The sequence below is a fragment of the Variovorax sp. P4_D9 genome, from assembly GCF_056401695.1.
In genome coordinates this window covers 1-16,675 of the sequence record NZ_JBFUIU010000116.1, presented here as the reverse complement: position 1 = coordinate 16,675, position 16,675 = coordinate 1, and the positions used below count along the sequence as shown (strand labels likewise).

Below are 16,675 nucleotides of genomic sequence, written 5' to 3'. Positions count from 1 at the left end.
CGCTACACCGGCCCGGACCTCAAGAAGATCATGCGCACCTGCACGGTGGCGAGCACCGACAACCGCAACTGGGAGCTGCTGCCGGGCAACCAGCCGCAGCGCCGCTTCAGCCAGAGCCGSGCSGTSGCGCTCGACATGGAAAGCGCCACCATCGCGGCCAACGGMTTCCGCTTTCGCGTGCCCTACGGCACCTTGCTGTGCGTCAGCGACAAGCCGCTGCACGGCGAGATCAAGCTGCCCGGCATGGCCAACCAGTTCTATCGCGAGCGGGTCGAGCAGCACCTGCGCATCGGCATGGCGGCCATCGACATCCTGCGCCAGGAAGGCTCGAGCCGGCTGCACAGCCGCAAGCTGCGCAGCTTCGCGGAAGTGGCGTTCCAGTAGGCACCGGCGCTCAGGCCAGGCCGAAGAGATCGGGCATCTCGCGCTCGGCCTTGGGGGTGAGCGACAGTTCGCGGCCATCGAGCGCCTGGCGCACCCAGCCGCGACGCAGCGCCAGCTGCAGGCAGGCGGCGCCGAGCGCGCCGCCCAGGTGCGGCCGACGTTCGCTCCAATCGATGCAGGCGCTGGCGAAGCGCCGCCTGGCCGCGCGCGCCTGGTCGACGTCGAGGCCCAGGCTCTCGAGGGCCAGCTCACCCTGCGGCGTGAGTTCGTAGTCCCCACCCTCGGTTGTCGCCTGCAACCAGCCCTGGGCATGCAGGCTGTCGTGCAGCGCGACGCCGGCGGCGCCCGCGATGTGGTCGTAGCAGGTGCGCGCCGCCCGCAGGCGGCTGGGCGTGGTCGGCCGGAAATCGCCCCGCTGGGCACCGGCCACCACCAGCAGGCTCTCGAGCGCCGCCGCCACGTCCGGGCCCGCGAGCCGGAAATAGCGATGCTTGCCCTGCGCCAGCGCCTCGACCAGCCGCTGCGCCTTCAGTCGCGCCAGGTGCGCACTTGCGGTGGACGCGGCGACCTCCGCCACGGCGGCCAGTTCGGTCGCGGTGCGGGCGTGTCCGTCCATCAGGCAGCACAGCATGCGCGCACGCGCGGGTTCGGCGATCGCGCCGGCCAGGCGCGCGAGCTGGGAGTCGGCCGTGAGTGCATCCATATTTCGATGGTAGACGAAGCGTGTCCGCGTGAAAAGCACAGACTGCGCCGCATGAATGCCACTGCCCAGCCTCCAGACGCGATCGCCGCCGTCACCCATGCCAATCCCTATCCCTGGTACGCCAGCTTGCGCAGCGGGCCGGCGCTGGTCTTCGACCCCGCGCTGCGGCTCTGGATCGCCAGCCGCGCCGATGTGGTGCGCGAAGCCCTCGCCAACGATGCACTGCGGGTGCGTCCAGCGGCCGAACCGGTGCCGCGCGCGATCGCGGGAACGCCGGCCGGGGAACTGTTCGGACTGCTGATACGCATGAACGACGGCGATCCGCACGCGGCGCACAAGCCGGTGCTGCAGCGCGCGCTGGCCGGCCTCGATCACGCCGCAGCGCATGCGGCCACGCTGCAGGTGGCCGCGGCGATGCCCGCCATGGGCCTCGCCGACACTGCCTTCACGCTGCCGGTCGGCGCGGTCGCGCACCTGCTCGGTTTCGCCGAGCGCGAGCTGCCGCGAGTCGTGCAATGGACTCGCGATTTCGTCGCCTGCCTGTCGCCGTTGTCGGCTGCTTCGCAGCTGGAGGCAGCGAGCGTCGCCGCAGCCGAACTCATGGACCGCTTCGAAGGCCTGGTCGGTGCGCGGCCGGCGCCCGGCGGCAGCCTTCTCGCGGCCGTGCAGGCCGTAGCACCGGCGCCCCTGACACGAGCACTGCGGGCGAACCTCGTCGGCCTCCTGTCCCAGACCTGCGAGGCCACGGCCGGGCTGCTGGGCAACAGCCTGGTGGCACTGGCGCGCGAGCCGGGCCTGCGCCGGAAGATCGGCGACCGCATGGAGCGGCTGCCGGACCTAGTGGCCGAGGTCGCGCGCCACGATCCCGCAGTTCACAACACGCGCCGGTTCGCCGCCGAAGCGACCGCCGTCGCCGGCCAGCCGCTGGCGGCGGGCGAGGCGCTCCTGCTGGTGCTCGCGGCCGCCAACCGAGACCCAGCGCTGAACCCGGCGCCCGCGACCTTCGCCCTGACGAGGGCCGATCGGCGCTGCCTCGGCTTCGGCCACGGCAGCCATGCGTGCCCCGGCCAGGCGCTGGCCCGCACCATCGCCGCCGCTGGTCTGCAGGCGCTGCTGGCCGGCGGGCTCGACACCGATGCGCTGCTGCCGCACGGATGGCGCTACCGCCCGTCGGTCAATGCGCGGATCCCGGTCTTCCTCTGACGACGCGCCTCACGCGGCTGCCGGCCAGCGCCCAGTCGCGTCGAGGTAGGGCGAGGGCACGGCGCGGCCCCAGCGCAGCGGCAGCGCGGCGGGTCGGCGCAGCACCGAGACCACCCGCATGCGCAGCAGCCGCTCGGCACCGTCGAAGGCGGCCAGATCCGGGCCGTCCCAGACCACCTCCGCCGTGACGGCCAGCTGCAGCAGGTCGCCGCTCTCGAAGTCGATGAAGAGCAGCCCGGCGCGCTGATTGACGGCGATGTTGCCCAGCGTGTTGAAGAAGGAATTGCCGACGAAGTCGGGCGCGGTCAGCGTGCCGTCGCCGCCGACCCGCACGAAGCCCGGCCGGCCACCGCGGTGCGAGACGTCGACGCCGTGCGCCGCGCCGGCCTGCCCGGCCGAAGGATGCGAGGTCGCGATGAAGAAGGTGTCGGCCTCGGCGATCAGCCGCCGCGCCGCGTCATCCAGACGATCGGCCCGGCGCGGCGGCGCAACCGCCCGGGCGGCGTCGACGAAGACCGGCTCGCGGGCCTGGATGTACTTCGGGCAATTGCCGAAGCTCTGCTTCACCTCGACCGAGAAACCGGCGGCGTCGACGCGCTCGACCACGCCGTTCATGCGGTTGCGCCGACCCGTGTGCGGCTCGATGCCGAGCAGGCCGATCGACACACCGGGCATCAGCGACGCGGCGAGTCGGTCCTCGTGCGCCGGCAGCGCGTCGATGCGCAGCCGCTGCGGCTCGGGCGAATGGGCGAAGCCCGGCGGCGCCGCCAGCACGCCGGCCCAAGGTTGCGAGGCAGCATCGACGCCGCCGACGACCAGGAACGGAAGCTGGGCAAAGAAGTCCCTATGCTGGTCCGGCATGTAGTCCCGGATCACCCGCGGCCCGACCACCGCCATCCGCTCGCGGACTCCGGCCCGGGCCTGCACCGCGCGCTCGCCCTCATGCCAGGGCGACGCTTCGATCGCGGTGTTCATGCCCGCAGCCCGATGCGTGAAGCCACCATCGGCACGAAGCCCGGCAGCGCCTCGATGCGCGCCAGCCATGCGCGGACCTGCGGATAGGCCTCGAGCGACACGTTGCCCTCCGGCGCGTGCGCCACGTAGCTGTAGTTGGCGATGTCGGCCAGGGTGGCGGACGCGCCGGCCAGGAAAGGTTGCGCCGTGAGTTCGCCCTCCATCACGCGCAGCAGATCGTGTGAGCGCGCGATCACCTCGGCCGGGTCGCGGGCCAGACCGAACAGCACGATCACGCGGGCCACCGCGGGGCCGGCCGCCAGCGGTCCGGCGGCCACCGACAGCCAGCGCTGCACCTGGGCCGCGGCGAATGGATCGCGCGGAACCCAGCGCGCCGGATCGGCGGCGTAGCGCTCGTTGAGGTACACCAGGATCGCGTTGGAGTCGCACACCGTCACATCGCCATCCTCGATCACCGGCACCTGGCCGAAGGCATTGCGGTGCAGGAAGTCGGGCCGCTTGTGCTCGCCCGCGCTCAAGTCCACCTCGTGGGTCTCGAACGGCAGGCCGAGCAGCGAGAGAAACAAGCGCACGCGATGCGAGTGGCCGGAGATCGCCGCACTGTAGACCTTGATCGGGGCGGCGGGACGGGATGCAGTCATGGGGCTTTCTCCTGGGAGGTGGGGGAATTCGTCGATTCTTGTTTGTTCCTTGTCTCGAAGTAATGGTCAGGATTGCATTTGACTGCTGCGCTTTCCGGTCTAATCTCCCGATGGACCGCCTCAAAGCCATGCAGACCTTCGTCCAGATCGCCGACCAGGGCAGCCTGACCCGGGCCGCGGATGCACTCGGCAGCTCGCTGCCGGCCGTGGTGCGCGCGCTGGCCGCGCTCGAAACCCACCTCGGCGTGCGCCTGTTCCACCGCACCACGCGGCGCATCTCGCTGACCGAAGAGGGGCGCCGCTACCTGCACGACGCGCGCGAGGTGCTGGCGGCGGCCGACGCCGCCGACCGCGCGCTCAGCGTCGATGCGGCCGAGCCCGCGGGGCAACTCACGGTCACGGCGCCGGTGCTGTTCGGTCACATGTACGTGGCGCCAGCGATCGTCCGCTTCCTGCAGCGCTACGAGCGCGTGCGCTGCAGCGTGCTGCTGCACGACCGGCCGGTCAACCTGCTCGAGGAAGGCGTCGATGTCGGCATCCGGATCAGCAAGCTGGACGATTCGTCGCTGGTGGCGCAGGAGCTCGGCAGCATCCGCCGCGTGGTCGTCGCGAGCCCGGCCTGGCTGCGCGCGCATGGACGCCCGAGCCACCCGCGCGAACTGTCGCGCCTCAACTGCGTCTGCGTGCAGCCGAACACGGCCGGCCCATGGATGTTCCGCGATAACGGCCGGCCGCTGGCCGTGGCGGTCAAGGGCAACATCGACTTCAACCACATCGCGCCGGCGATCGAGACCTGTGCCGCGGGCATGGGCTGCGGCATGTTCCTGTCCTACCAGGTGCTGCCCCTGGTGGCCCAGGGCCGGCTCGAGATCCTGCTCGAGGACTTCGAGGCGCCGCCGCGGCCGGTGAGCGTGATCTACCCGCATGCGCGATTGCTGCCGGCGCGCACGCGCGCCTTCATCGACTGGATGAAGCAGGAGTTCAGCGGCCTGCGGCTCTGACCGGTGCCGCAGCGCGCTTGCGCCACAATGAGCCGGTGCCGAATCCCCTCTTCCACGCCAGCCATCTGCGCAAGCGCTACGGCGACACCACAGTGGTCGACGACCTGTCCTTCGAGATCGCGCCGGGCGAGTGCCTCGGCGTCATCGGTCCCAACGGCGCCGGCAAGACCACCACCATCCGCATGTGCCTCGGGCTGACGGTCCCCGATGGCGGCAGCATCGAGGCGCTCGGCGGCCTCTCGATGCCACGCGACGCGCGCGCCATCAAGGCCCAGCTCGGTGTGGTGAGCCAGTTCGACACCCTCGACCCCGACTTCAGCTGCGCCGAGAACCTGATGGTCTACGCGCGCTACTTCGGCATGCGCCGCCGCGAGATCGCGCCGCGCATCCCGCAGCTGCTCGAATTCGCGGCGCTCTCGCACAAGGCCGACGCCAAGCCCGGCGAGTTGTCGGGCGGCATGCGTCGGCGGCTCTCGCTGGCACGCGCGCTGGTCAACGACCCCAAGCTGCTGATGCTCGACGAGCCGACCACCGGGCTCGACCCGCAGGCGCGGCACCTGATGTGGGAACGGCTGCAGGTGCTGCTGGCGCAGGGCAAGTCGATCCTGCTCACCACCCACTTCATGGACGAGGCCGAGCGCCTGTGCTCGCGGCTGCTGGTGCTCGACCATGGCCGCAAGATCGCCGAGGGCCGGCCGCGCGATCTGATCGCCGAGCACCTCGAGCCCGACGTGGTCGAGCTCTACGGCGACGGCGCCCTCGAACTCGCGCAATCGCCGCTGAAAGACTTCGCGGCCCGGGTCGAGGTCAGCGGCGAGACTGTGTTCTTCTACACCCAGGACGCACGCGGCCTGATGGCGGCGCTGGGCGACCGCAGCGGCCTGCGCACCTTCCACCGGCCGGCCAACCTCGAGGACCTGTTTCTCAAGCTGACCGGCCGGCAGATCAGAGAGGACGGCTGAACGCCATGGCGGACTCGACGACATTCACGCCTGCGGAGTCTCTGATGGCGCCCGCGGCACCCTCGGTCTGGCGGCCGCCTGAGCTCTCGATGCGYTGGTGGCCGGTGTTCCTGCGCAACCTGCTGGTCTGGCGCAAGCTCGCGATTCCGAGCCTGATCGGCAACATCGCCGAGCCGCTGATCTGGCTGGTGGCCTTCGGCTACGGCATGGGGGCGCTGGTCGGGCAGGTGCAGGTCGACGGCACCCCTGTCCCGTACATCCTGTTCCTCGCCAGCGGCTCGGTCTGCATGAGCGCGATGAACGCGGCCTCGTTCGAGGCGCTCTACTCGGCCTTCTCGCGGATGCACGTGCAGAAGACCTGGGACGGCATCATGAACGCCCCCGTCGGCCTCGACGACGTGGTGCTGGCCGAGATGTTGTGGGCCGGCTTCAAGGCGATCTTCACCACCACCGCGATCCTGTTCGTGATGCTGGCGCTCAACATCAGCCACAGCCCGAAGCTGGTCGTCGCCTGGTTGGTGCTGGTCGGCGTCGGCATCACCTTCTCGTGCATCGCGCTGATCTTCAACGCACTGGCCAAGGGCTACGACTTCTTCACCTACTACTTCACGCTGTTCATGACGCCGATGATGTTCCTGTCGGGCGTCTTCTTTCCGCTCGAACAGCTGCCGGGCGTGGTGCGCGCGGTCGCGGCCTGGCTGCCGCTGTCCAATGCGGTGGCGCTGGTGCGGCCGCTCTTCATGGACCAGTGGCCGGTCGATTGGTGGCAGCATGCGCTGGTGCTGGTGGTCTACACGGTGGTGGCCTTCTGGGTCGCGCTGGGATTGACGCGAAGGCGCTTCAGGGCCTGAGCCTTGTCTCTTTCGTGACTGCATAGCCGGCCTGCACTGTTAGGGTCCGTTCACAACGAGGAGACAAGACATGAACCGCATCCTGAGCGGCGCCCTGCTGGCGTCGGCACTCGCATTCGGCGCCTGCACCACCACCGCACCGCCCAGCCGCCCCGCCGCCTGGGCCGCACCGGAAGCGATCGTCGCACCCTCTTCGTTCGGCGGCGTGCACGGCCTCGCGATCGATCGCCAGGGCCGGCTGCTCGCCGGCTCGGTGGTCGGCAACACGCTGTGGGAAGTCGACCGCCAGAGCGGCTCCGCGCGCGTGCTGGTCAAGGGGCCCGAGGGCCAGGCTGACGACATCGCGATCGGCCCCAAAGGCGAACTCGCCTGGACCAACTACCTGATGGGCGCCCTGCGCATGCGCGACAACGACGCCGCACCGATGCGCGTGGTCGCCAAGGACCTGCCGGGCCTCAATTCGCTCGACTTCGACCGCCGCAACGGCAAGCTCTATGCGTCGCAGGTATTCCTCGGCGACGCCCTGTGGGAGATCGATCCCGCCGGCCAGAAGCCGCCACGCCTGATCAAGAAGGACATGGGCGGCTTCAACGGCTTCGAGGTCGGCCCCGACGGCATGCTCTACGGCCCGTTGTGGTTCAAGGGCCAGGTGGTGAAAATCGATCCGGCCAACGGCGCCATGACCGTGATCGCCGACGGCTTCAAGATCCCGGCCGCCGCCAACCTCGACGGCAAGGGCAACCTGTGGGTGGTCGACACGCGCAGCGGCGAACTGGTGCGGGTCGACCTGGCCAGCGGCCGCAAGACGGTGGCGAAGCAGCTCAAGCCCTCGCTCGACAACCTRGCGATCGCCCCCGAAGGCACGATCTATGTCTCGAACATGGCCGACAACTCGGTCGAGGCCTTCAACCCCGCGACCGGCGAGCTGCGGCTGCTCACCGGCGGCAAGCTGGCGGTGCCGGCCGGACTCAAGATCGACGGCAACGAGCTCTTCGTGGCCGACATCTTCGGCTTCCGGCAGGTCGATGCCAAGACCGGCGCAGTGCGCGACATCTTCCGCATGCAGCGCGATCCGGAGCTCGAATACCCGTTCGCGGTCGGCCTGTCGGCGACGCATTTCGCGCTCAGCTCGTGGTTCACCGGCACCGTGCAGCTGGTCGACCGCAAGACGCTCAAGACCACGGCCGTGATCCACGGGCTGAAGGCGCCGGTCGACGCCATCCCGATGGCCGATGGCAGCGTGATCGTGGCCGAGATCGCAACCGGCAGCGTGACGCGCGCGAGCGGCCCCAAGTTCGAGGACCGGCAGGTGCTGGCCAGCGGGCTGGGCGGCCCGGTGCAGATGATCATCGGCAAGGACGGCGCGCTCTACGTCACCGAGGCCGCGGGCAAGCTCACGCGGATCCCGCTCGATGCCAGCGCGCCGCTGCGCCCGGTGGCCGAAGGGCTGGCAATGCCCGAGGGCGTGGCGCAGACGCCATGGGGCAGCTTCATCGTGGCCGAGACCGCGGCCCGGCGGCTGGTCGAGATCGACCCCGCGAGCGGCAGCCGCCGCACCGTGGCGGAGAACCTGCCGATCGGCCTCGAGCCCGGTCCTGGCATGCCGCCGCCCTACGTGCAGACCGGGGTCGCGGTCGGCAGCGACGGCACGATCTACATGACGGCCGACCGGAACGACGCGCTCTACCGCATCCGCCCGCAGCGCTGAGCCTCAGCCGCCGCAGTAGGCGCTGAAGGCGCCCACGAGGTGCGCGAAGGTGGCGCGCACGCGGCGCACGCGGCGCAGGTCTTCGTGCATCGTGACCCAGGTCTCGAGGCCGTGGCTGAAAGCCTCCGGCAGCACCGCCACCAGCGCAGGATCGCGCCGCGCGATCGCCTTCTGGCAGATGCCGATGCCGAGTCCGGCCCGGATCGCACCCAACTGCGCGAGCTGGCTGTCGCTGCGGCAGCTGAATTTCGAGCGCGTGAGGCGCAGTCCGAGGGTGTTCAACGCGCGCAGGTCGGCGGTCTCGCGGTCCGGTCCGATCAGGGCGAATCGGTCCAGTTCGTCGAGGCTGGCCGGCGTGCCGTTCTTCTCCAGGTAGTCCGCCCTGGCGAAGAAGCCCAGCTCGACCAGCCCGACCCGCGTGGCGACCATCGCGGCCTGCGTCGGCCGCACCATCCGCACCGCGACGTCGGCCTCGTGACGCAGCAGGTCCTCGTTGCGGTTGGTCAGGCTGAGCTCGAACACCAGGCCCGGCTGGGCGTCGCGCAAACCGGCCAGCAGCCCCGGCAGCACCTCGGCGCCGACCACGTCGCTGGCGGTGATGCGCACCGTCCCGCTTGCCGCATCGGTGTCGGCCGAGGCGGCGCGGGCGAAGGCGTCGGCAGCCGCGGCCATCGCCTCGGCGTGGCCGCCGAGTTCGCGCGCCGCCTCGGTGGGCGACAGGCCGCTGGGCGAGCGCGTGAACAGGGCGACGCCGATCGAGCGCTCCAGCGCCTCGAGCCGGCGCCGCACGGTCGGCTGCGCGACGCCCAGGGCACGTGCCGCGGCCGACAGGCTGCCCTCGCGCAGCACCGCGAGAAAGGCACGCTGATTCTCCCAGTCCAACGGATTCAGGCTCATACATTTCATACTAGCCGATCGCATCGTTATGACAATTGTGTTTAATCACCCTTGCTTCAAGAATCGCGTCCTCAACGAAAGGAATCGGTCATGGAACGAGGTACGGCACTGGTGCTCGGTGCGACGGGCGGAATCGGCGGCGAAACAGCGGCGGCCCTGCTGCGACGGGGCTGGAAGGTGCGGGCGCTGGCCCGCGACCCGGCCGGGGCAGCCGCCCGGTGGCCGGCCGACACGGCACGTCCGCAATGGATGGCAGGCGACGCCGTGGACGCCGACAGCGTGATCGCCGCCGCCCGCGGCGCAACGCTGATCGTCCACGCGGTCAATCCGCCCGGCTACCGGAACTGGGGTGCGCTGGTGCTGCCGATGCTCGACAGCACGATCCGCGCGGCGGAGGCCTCGGGCGCCCGCATCGTGCTACCCGGAACGGTCTACAACTACGGCCCCGATGCTTTCCCCGATATCGTCGAGGATGCGCCGCAGCATCCGCGGACGCGCAAGGGCGCGATCCGGGTCGAGATGGAGGAACGCCTTCGAGCCGCGGCCGATCGTGGCGTTCGAACGCTGATCGTGCGGGCCGGCGACTTCTTCGGCCCGCGGGCCGGCAACAACTGGTTCTCGCAAGGGCTGGTGAAGCCCGGCCGGACGCTGGCCGCCATCACCGACCCGGCGCGGCCGGGCGTGGGCCACCAGTGGGCTTACCTGCCGGACGTCGCCGAGACGATCGTGCAACTGGTCGAGCGTGAGGCCGCCCTGCAGCCCTTCGAACGCGTCCACATGGAGGGCCACTGGGATGCCGACGGCACCCGCATGCAGGCCGCGATCCGGCGCGCCGTCGGCGACGCCGGGCTGCCGGTGAAACGCTTCCCCTGGTGGCTGCTGGCGCTGGGCTCGCCGGTCATGCCCGTGTTCCGCGAGCTGCGCGAGATGCGCTACCTCTGGCAGCAGCCGGTGCGCCTGCGCAGCGGGCGGCTGCGCGCGCTGCTCGGCAGTGAGCCGCACACGCCGCTCGATCCGGCCGTCGCGGCCACGCTCGAAGGACTGGGTTGCCGCGGGCCGGAAGCCGCCGCTGTCCCCTTTGCCGGCAGCCGCCGCTAGCCACTTCCCGCAAGCGCGGCGGCCGGGGTCGCCCTAGAGTGAAGTGATCGACACTGACCGCAGGACCGACCGGAGACAGGCCTTGAACTACACCCACGAACACCTCGAGATTCAGAAGACGATGCGCCGCTTCATCGACGAGGAGATCAACCCGCACGTCGACGAATGGGAAGCCGCCGAGAGCTTCCCGGCCCACGCGGTGTTCGCCAGGCTCGGCGCGCTCGGCCTGCTGGGCCTCAACAAGCCCGAGGAATACGGCGGTGCCGGCCTCGACTACTCCTACGCGATGGCGATGGCCGAGGCGCTCGGCCACGTGCGCTGCGGCGGCGTGCCGATGGCCATCGGCGTCCAGACCGACATGTGCACCCCCGCGCTGGCCCGCTTCGGCAGCGACGAACTGCGGYGCGAATTCCTGGCGCCGGCCATCGCCGGCCAGACCGTCGGCTGCATCGGCGTCAGCGAGCCCGGCGCGGGCAGCGACGTCGCCGGCCTCAAGAGCCACGCGCGCAAGGACGGCGGCGACTACCTGATCAGCGGCCAGAAGATGTGGATCACCAACAGCCTGCAGGCCGACTGGATGTGCATGCTGGTCAACACCAGCGACGGCCCGGCGCATCRCAACAAGTCGCTCGTCATGGTGCCGATGGACAGCCCCGGCATTGAGAAGGCGCAGAAGATCCGCAAGATCGGCATGCATTCGAGCGACACCGGCCTGATCTACTTCGACAACGTGCGGGTGCCGCAGCGCTATCGCATAGGCGAGGAGGGGCAGGGCTTCGTCTATCAGATGCAGCAGTTCCAGGAAGAGCGCCTGTGGTGCGCCGCCAGCTCGCTGGTGCCGCTCGACGACTGCATCGCCGACACCATCGAATGGGCGCAGCAGCGCAAGCTCTTCGGCGGCACTTTGGCCGACCAGCAGTGGGTGCAGTTCAAGCTGGCCGAGCTCAAGACCGAGGTCGAAGCCCTGCGTGCCCTCACCTACCGCGCCTGCGACCTGCACGTGCAGGGCCAGGACGTGACCGAGCTGGCCTCGATGGCCAAGCTCAAGACCGGCCGCCTCACGCGCGAGGTCTCCGACACCTGCCTGCAGTTCTGGGGCGGCATGGGCTTCACCTGGGAGAACCGGGTCTCGCGCCTGTACCGCGACGGCCGGCTGGCCTCGATCGGCGGCGGCGCCGACGAGGTCATGCTGGGCATCCTGGCGAAGACGATGGGCATCGCGAAACGGCCGCCGCGGGAATGACGGCGCCGCCGCGGCCGTAGAGAATCGGGCGCATGCAAGCGCCCCTTCCATCGCCCTCGCACAGCGCCCACCCCGCCCTGCGCCGCCGCGACGGCGAGGAAGCCAAGGTCACGTTCGAAGAACTGTTCTTCGACCTGGTCTACGTCTTCGCGGTCACGCAGCTGTCGCACTACCTGCTCGGGCACCTGACGCCGCTCGGCGCGCTCCAGACCCTGCTGCTCTGGTTCGCGGTCTGGCTGGGCTGGCAGTACACCTGCTGGGTGACCAACTGGTTCGATCCGCGGGCGGCGCCGATCCGGCTCCTGCTGTTCGGCGTGATGCTGGCGGGCCTCGTGATGTYGGCCGCCATTCCCGGCGCCTTCGCCGAGCGCGCCAAGGTCTTCGCCGCCGCCTTCGTCGTGATTCAGGTCGGCCGCTCGCTGTTCGTCTGCCTCCTGCTGCACAAGCAGCATGCGCTGGCGGCGAACTTCCGGCGCATCCTCGGCTGGAACTGCATTGCCGCGGTATTCTGGATCGCCGGCGCGATCGCCACCGGGCCGTCCCGCCTCGGCCTGTGGGCGATGGCGATCGCCTGCGAGTACGTCTCGCCGATGTTCGGCTTCCGGCTGCCGGGCCTCGGCCGCTCGCGCACCGCCGACTGGACCATCGAGGGTGGCCATCTGGCCGAGCGCTGCCAGCTGTTCGTCATCATGGCGCTGGGCGAATCGATCCTGCTGACCGGCGACACCTTCGCCAAGACCCAGAGCCTGGGCACGCTGTCGACGGTCGCCTTCCTCTGTGCCTTCGCCGGCAGCCTGGCGATGTGGTGGCTCTACTTCGACACCAGCAGCGAACACGGCAGCCATGTCATCGCGCACTCGGCCGACCCGGGGCGCATCGGCGCGTACTTCCACTACGTGCATGTGCTGATCGTCGGCGGCATCATCGTCACCGCCGTCGGCAACGAACTCGGGATCGCGCACCCGCACGGCCACATGGCGCTCTCCGAGCTGATCGTGATGGTCGGCGCGCCGCTGACCTACCTGCTGGGCAACGGCCTCTACAAACGCGTCGTGTATGGCGCCTTCCCGGCCTCGCACGCGGTCGGCATGGCGACGACCGCGGCGCTGGCGGCCGGCGCCTCGCGGCTCGACCTGCTGACGATGAACGTGCTGACCACCGGCGTCATCCTGGCCGTGGCCGCCTGGGACACCTACCGGTCGCGCTCGGCGCTGCCGGCCCGGGCCTGAAGCGCGCGCAGCTTGTCCTTCTTGCTCGGCCGCTTGCCCTTGACGCCGCCGGTACCCGGCTCGCCGGCCGGCAGCGGCGCGGCGGTCTCGGTCGGCTCGAAGCCAGCCACCCGTTCGCGCGGCACGTTCAGGCCCTGGCGCTTCTCGATCAGCCTGAAGTGGGCTTCCGAATCGGCGCTGACGAAGCTCACAGCGACACCGCTCGCGCCGGCCCGGCCGGTGCGGCCGATCCGGTGCACGTAGTCGACCGCCGAACGCGGCAGGTCGTAGTTCACCACCACCGGCAGCTGCGCGACGTCGATGCCGCGGGCGGCCAGGTCGGTGGCCACCACCACGGGCAGCCGGGAAGCCTTGAAGTCGGCCAGCACCTGCGTGCGCTTGCCCTGGCTCAGCACGCCATGGAAAGGCTCGGCCTCGATGCCGGCCCGGCGCAGCTTGTCGGCGACGACCTCCGACGCGTGCTTGGTGGCGACGAAGACCAGCACGCGGGTCCAGCCGCTGTCCTTGACCAGCTGGCGCAGCAGTTGGGTACGCCGGCTCGCATCGACCTCGATCGCTCGCTGCTGGATCGCCGGTTCCTCGGCCGCCCCGGACTCGATCTCGATGCGCACCGGGTCGTGCAGCAGCCCGTCGGCCAGCGCCTGGATCGCGGCCGGAAAGGTGGCCGAGAACAGCAGGTTCTGGCGCCGCGCCGGCAGCAGCGCGAGGATGCGGCCCAGTTCCTCGGCAAAGCCCAGGTCGAACAGGCGATCGGCCTCGTCGAGCACCAGCGTGGCCACAGAGGACAGCCGCAGCGCCCGGTGGTCGACCAGGTCGAGCAGCCGCCCCGGCGTCGCGATCATGAGGTCGGCACCGCCACGCAGCGCCATCAGCTGCGGGTTGATCGAGACGCCGCCGAAGGCCACGGCGATCTTCACCGGCGCCGGCAGGTGCTGCGCCAGGCTGCGCATCGATTCGCCCACCTGGGCCGCGAGCTCGCGCGTGGGCACCAGGATCAGCGCCTGCAGCCGGCGCGGCGACGACCGGCCCGCCGCCACGATCCGCTGCAGCAAGGGCAGCGAGAATGCAGCGGTCTTGCCGGAGCCGGTCTGCGCCGCGCCCAGCAGGTCACGCCCCTGGAGGATCGCGGGAATGGCCTCGACCTGGATGGCGGTGGGCGCACGATAGCCCTTTTCAGTGGCGGCGCGGACCAGGGAAGGATCGAGTCCCAGGGAATGGAATGGCATGGGCGGAGGGCCCGCGAAGGGCCGAAGACGAACAGGAGCGGCAGGCGCCGCAGAGATCGAGGAGCATAGCCACCATGAAGCCGGAAGACCTGGAAAAGCTCGTGAGCCGCGAAATGCCCTTCGGCAAGTACAAGGGCCGGCTGATCGCCGACCTGCCGGGAAACTACCTCATGTGGTTCGCCCGCGAGGGTTTTCCGCCGGGAGAGATCGGCCGCCTGCTGGGCCTGATGCACGAAATCGACCACAACGGCCTGAAGTCGCTCCTGAACCCGCTTCGCCGCAGGCCGCCGGGCTGAAATCGTCTCTTTTTTTGCGTTGCAGCATCAAATAAACGAAAAATTCAAGAAGAAATTTACCCAAAAGTTGTTTTGTGCATGACAATGCCAAAGCGTTTCTGGCAATTCGATGCCGGATGCGTGAACCGGTGATCGGTCAGTTTCGCGCCACAGCGCCATTTGTTTGTTGTGATTCTGGGACTCCATCGCTTTGTTTTTTTGGTTTGATTAGGAGTCCCTCCATGGGCAAGAAACTCTACGTAGGCAACCTCGCCTACTCCATCCGCGACAACGACCTCGAGCAGGCTTTCAGCCAGTACGGTTCGGTCGCCAGCGCCAAGGTCATGATGGAACGCGACAGCGGTCGCTCCAAGGGCTTCGGCTTCGTCGAAATGGGCACCGACGCGGAAGCGCTGGCAGCCATCGAAGGCCTGAACGGCCAAGCACTCGACGGCCGCAGCCTGACCGTCAATGAAGCCCGTCCGATGGAGCCCCGTTCGCCCGGCGGCTTCGGCGGCGGTGGTGGTGGCCGCAGCGGCGGTGGCGGCGGCTACGGCGGTGGTGGTGGCGGCTACGGCGGTGGCGGTGGCGGCAATCGCAGCGGCGGCGGTGGCGGCTACGGCGGCGGCGGCGGTGGCCGCGGCGGCTACTAAGCCCTCCTCGGCTTCAAGCAAGAAAGGCTCCTTCGGGAGCCTTTTTTCATTGGTGCGCCGAAACCCGGTACGTGGAAGTCCGTACCGCCGTGGTCAGCTCACGGTCAGGTGCTAGCGACGACCCTCGAAGACACATCAACGAGGGTCGAGACAATGCGCATCAAGAGTCAGGCTGACTTCTTTTCAGGAGTCATGTTCACAACGGTGGGGGCGGCGTTCGCCATCGGCGCGACCACCTACAACATCGGCGACGGGGCCCGCATGGGGCCCGGCTACTTCCCGCTCATGCTGGGCATCCTGCTGGCTGTCCTGGGCGCCCTGGTGATGTTCCAGTCGCTGGTGGTCGAGACGGTCGACGGCGACCTGATCGGCAAATGGGCCTGGAAGCCGCTGTTCTTCGTGATCGTGGCCAACCTCGCCTTCGGCGTGCTGCTGGGCGGACTGCCGAGCATCGGTGTGCCGGCCATGGGCATGATCATCGCGATCTACGCGCTGACCATCATCTCCAGCCTCGCGGGCGAGCACTTCAAGCTGCGCGACGTGCTGGTTCTCTCGACCATCCTGGCGGCAGGCAGCTACGTGGCGTTCATCTGGGCGCTCAAGTTGCAGATCCAGGTCTGGCCCACCTTCATTTCGGGCTGAGGAGAACGCCATGGAACTGTTTCACAACCTTGCGCTCGGCTTCGGCGTCGCGTTCACCTTCACCAACCTGCTGTACTGCCTGGTCGGCTGTATCCTGGGCACTTTGATCGGCGTGCTGCCGGGCATCGGTCCGGTCGCCACCATCGCGATGCTGCTGCCGGCCACTTACGCGCTGCCGCCGGTCTCGGCGCTGATCATGCTGGCCGGCATCTACTATGGCGCCCAATATGGCGGCTCCACCACCGCCATCCTGGTCAACCTGCCCGGTGAATCGTCCTCGGTGGTGACTTGCATCGACGGCTACCAGATGGCGCGGCAGGGACGCGCGGGGCCTGCGCTCGCTGCGGCGGGGCTGGGCTCCTTCTTCGCCGGCTGCGTCGGCACGCTGATCCTGGCGGCCTTCGCGCCGCCACTGACCGAACTGGCCTTCAAGTTCGGCCCGGCCGAGTATTTCTCCCTGATGGTGCTGGGTCTGATCGGCGCCGTGGTGCTGGCCTCGGGCTCGCTGCTCAAGGCCGTGGCGATGATCGTGCTGGGCCTGCTGCTCGGTATCGTCGGAACCGACGTCAATTCGGGCGTGGCCCGCTTCAGCTTCGACATCCCCGAACTGACCGACGGCATCGGCTTCGTCGTGATCGCCATGGGCGTGTTCGGCTACGGCGAGATCATCGGCAACCTGTCGCAGCCCGACGAGGAGCGCGAAGTGTTCACCTCCGAGGTCAAGGGACTGTTCCCGACCAAGGACGACTTCAAGCGCATGGCGCCGGCCGTGCTCCGCGGCACGGCGCTGGGCTCCGCGCTGGGCATCCTGCCCGGCGGCGGTGCGCTGCTGGCTTCGTTCGCGGCCTACGCGCTCGAGAAGAAGATCAAGATGCGCCCCGGCGAAGTGCCCTTCGGCAAGGGCAACATCCGCGGCGTGGCATCGCCCGAGTCGGCCAACAACGCCGGCGCGCAGACCTCCTTCATTCCGCTCCTGACCTTGGG

Annotated in this window: 17 protein-coding genes and 1 pseudogene; 13 read left to right on the top strand and 5 right to left on the bottom strand. The window is 69.5% G+C overall.

Annotated elements, in window-relative coordinates; all coding sequences use genetic code 11:
- Positions 1-384: pseudogene (locus AC1DY5_RS15170) on the top strand (AMP nucleosidase); the annotation flags it as partial.
- Positions 385-394: 10 nt separating this feature from the next.
- On the opposite strand, the gene AC1DY5_RS15165 reads toward AC1DY5_RS15170, so the two are convergent.
- Positions 395-1,087: an ArsR/SmtB family transcription factor gene (locus AC1DY5_RS15165; protein WP_478112520.1), complete on the bottom strand. Its 693-nt coding sequence runs from the start codon at positions 1,085-1,087 to the stop codon at positions 395-397.
- Between the two features lie 51 nt (positions 1,088-1,138).
- Here AC1DY5_RS15165 and AC1DY5_RS15160 point away from each other — a divergent pair, with 51 nt between their 5' ends.
- A complete protein-coding gene (locus tag AC1DY5_RS15160; RefSeq protein WP_478112518.1) occupies positions 1,139-2,290 on the top strand; it encodes a cytochrome P450 in 1,152 nt (383 codons plus the stop codon).
- A gap of 9 nt (positions 2,291-2,299) precedes the next feature.
- Here AC1DY5_RS15160 and AC1DY5_RS15155 read toward each other — a convergent pair whose 3' ends face one another.
- Both AC1DY5_RS15155 and AC1DY5_RS15150 read right to left on the bottom strand, forming a co-directional pair.
- On the bottom strand, positions 2,300-3,253 hold the full coding sequence (locus AC1DY5_RS15155; protein WP_478112522.1) for a flavin-nucleotide-binding protein: 954 nt from the start codon (positions 3,251-3,253) through the stop codon (positions 2,300-2,302).
- A gap of 8 nt (positions 3,254-3,261) precedes the next feature.
- Entirely contained in the window at positions 3,262-3,906 is a 645-nt protein-coding gene (locus AC1DY5_RS15150; protein ID WP_478112516.1) for a glutathione S-transferase family protein, read from the bottom strand.
- Positions 3,907-4,016: 110 nt separating this feature from the next.
- On the opposite strand from AC1DY5_RS15150, the gene AC1DY5_RS15145 reads away from it, so the two are divergent.
- From AC1DY5_RS15145 to AC1DY5_RS15130, 4 genes are all read left to right on the top strand, one after another.
- Positions 4,017-4,907: a LysR family transcriptional regulator gene (locus AC1DY5_RS15145; protein WP_478112514.1), complete on the top strand. Its 891-nt coding sequence runs from the start codon at positions 4,017-4,019 to the stop codon at positions 4,905-4,907.
- Between the two features lie 35 nt (positions 4,908-4,942).
- The gene (locus AC1DY5_RS15140; RefSeq protein ID WP_478112512.1) at positions 4,943-5,869 is read left to right on the top strand and encodes an ATP-binding cassette domain-containing protein; all 927 of its coding nucleotides are present in this window, start codon (positions 4,943-4,945) and stop codon (positions 5,867-5,869) included.
- 44 nt (positions 5,870-5,913) lie between these two features.
- Positions 5,914-6,720 (top strand): ABC transporter permease, encoded by an 807-nt coding sequence (locus tag AC1DY5_RS15135; RefSeq protein WP_478112510.1) that lies wholly within the window; start codon positions 5,914-5,916, stop codon positions 6,718-6,720.
- Positions 6,721-6,790: 70 nt separating this feature from the next.
- Positions 6,791-8,428, top strand: coding sequence for a Vgb family protein (locus AC1DY5_RS15130; RefSeq protein ID WP_478112509.1), 1,638 nt, complete (start codon positions 6,791-6,793; stop codon positions 8,426-8,428).
- A 3-nt stretch (positions 8,429-8,431) separates the two neighbouring features.
- Here the strand turns inward: AC1DY5_RS15130 and AC1DY5_RS15125 are convergent, their stop codons facing one another.
- Positions 8,432-9,325: a LysR family transcriptional regulator gene (locus tag AC1DY5_RS15125; protein WP_478112508.1), complete on the bottom strand. Its 894-nt coding sequence runs from the start codon at positions 9,323-9,325 to the stop codon at positions 8,432-8,434.
- A 90-nt stretch (positions 9,326-9,415) separates the two neighbouring features.
- Here AC1DY5_RS15125 and AC1DY5_RS15120 point away from each other — a divergent pair, with 90 nt between their 5' ends.
- The 3 genes from AC1DY5_RS15120 (at position 9,416) to AC1DY5_RS15110 (ending at position 12,895) form a co-directional block, all read left to right on the top strand.
- Positions 9,416-10,423 (top strand): NAD-dependent epimerase/dehydratase family protein, encoded by a 1,008-nt coding sequence (locus AC1DY5_RS15120; RefSeq protein WP_478112507.1) that lies wholly within the window; start codon positions 9,416-9,418, stop codon positions 10,421-10,423.
- A gap of 82 nt (positions 10,424-10,505) precedes the next feature.
- Positions 10,506-11,666, top strand: a complete 1,161-nt coding sequence (locus tag AC1DY5_RS15115; protein ID WP_478112505.1) for an acyl-CoA dehydrogenase family protein — start codon at positions 10,506-10,508, stop codon at positions 11,664-11,666.
- Positions 11,667-11,698: 32 nt separating this feature from the next.
- On the top strand, positions 11,699-12,895 hold the full coding sequence (locus tag AC1DY5_RS15110) for a low temperature requirement protein A (RefSeq protein ID WP_478112503.1): 1,197 nt from the start codon (positions 11,699-11,701) through the stop codon (positions 12,893-12,895).
- On the opposite strand, the gene AC1DY5_RS15105 is transcribed toward AC1DY5_RS15110, so the two are convergent.
- Entirely contained in the window at positions 12,859-14,121 is a 1,263-nt protein-coding gene (locus tag AC1DY5_RS15105) for a DEAD/DEAH box helicase (RefSeq protein WP_478112502.1), read from the bottom strand. The two genes, AC1DY5_RS15110 and AC1DY5_RS15105, sit on opposite strands and share 37 nt — an antisense overlap.
- Positions 14,122-14,195: 74 nt before the next feature.
- Here AC1DY5_RS15105 and AC1DY5_RS15100 point away from each other — a divergent pair, with 74 nt between their 5' ends.
- The 4 genes from AC1DY5_RS15100 to AC1DY5_RS15085 form a co-directional block, all read left to right on the top strand.
- Positions 14,196-14,417, top strand: coding sequence for a DUF3820 family protein (locus tag AC1DY5_RS15100; RefSeq protein WP_478112500.1), 222 nt, complete (start codon positions 14,196-14,198; stop codon positions 14,415-14,417).
- A gap of 221 nt (positions 14,418-14,638) precedes the next feature.
- Entirely contained in the window at positions 14,639-15,049 is a 411-nt protein-coding gene (locus AC1DY5_RS15095; protein WP_478112498.1) for an RNA recognition motif domain-containing protein, read from the top strand.
- A 153-nt stretch (positions 15,050-15,202) separates the two neighbouring features.
- Positions 15,203-15,691: a tripartite tricarboxylate transporter TctB family protein gene (locus AC1DY5_RS15090; protein WP_478112496.1), complete on the top strand. Its 489-nt coding sequence runs from the start codon at positions 15,203-15,205 to the stop codon at positions 15,689-15,691.
- 10 nt (positions 15,692-15,701) lie between these two features.
- Positions 15,702-16,675 (top strand): tripartite tricarboxylate transporter permease (locus tag AC1DY5_RS15085; protein ID WP_478112494.1); only part of this gene is annotated, 974 nt, incomplete at its 3' end.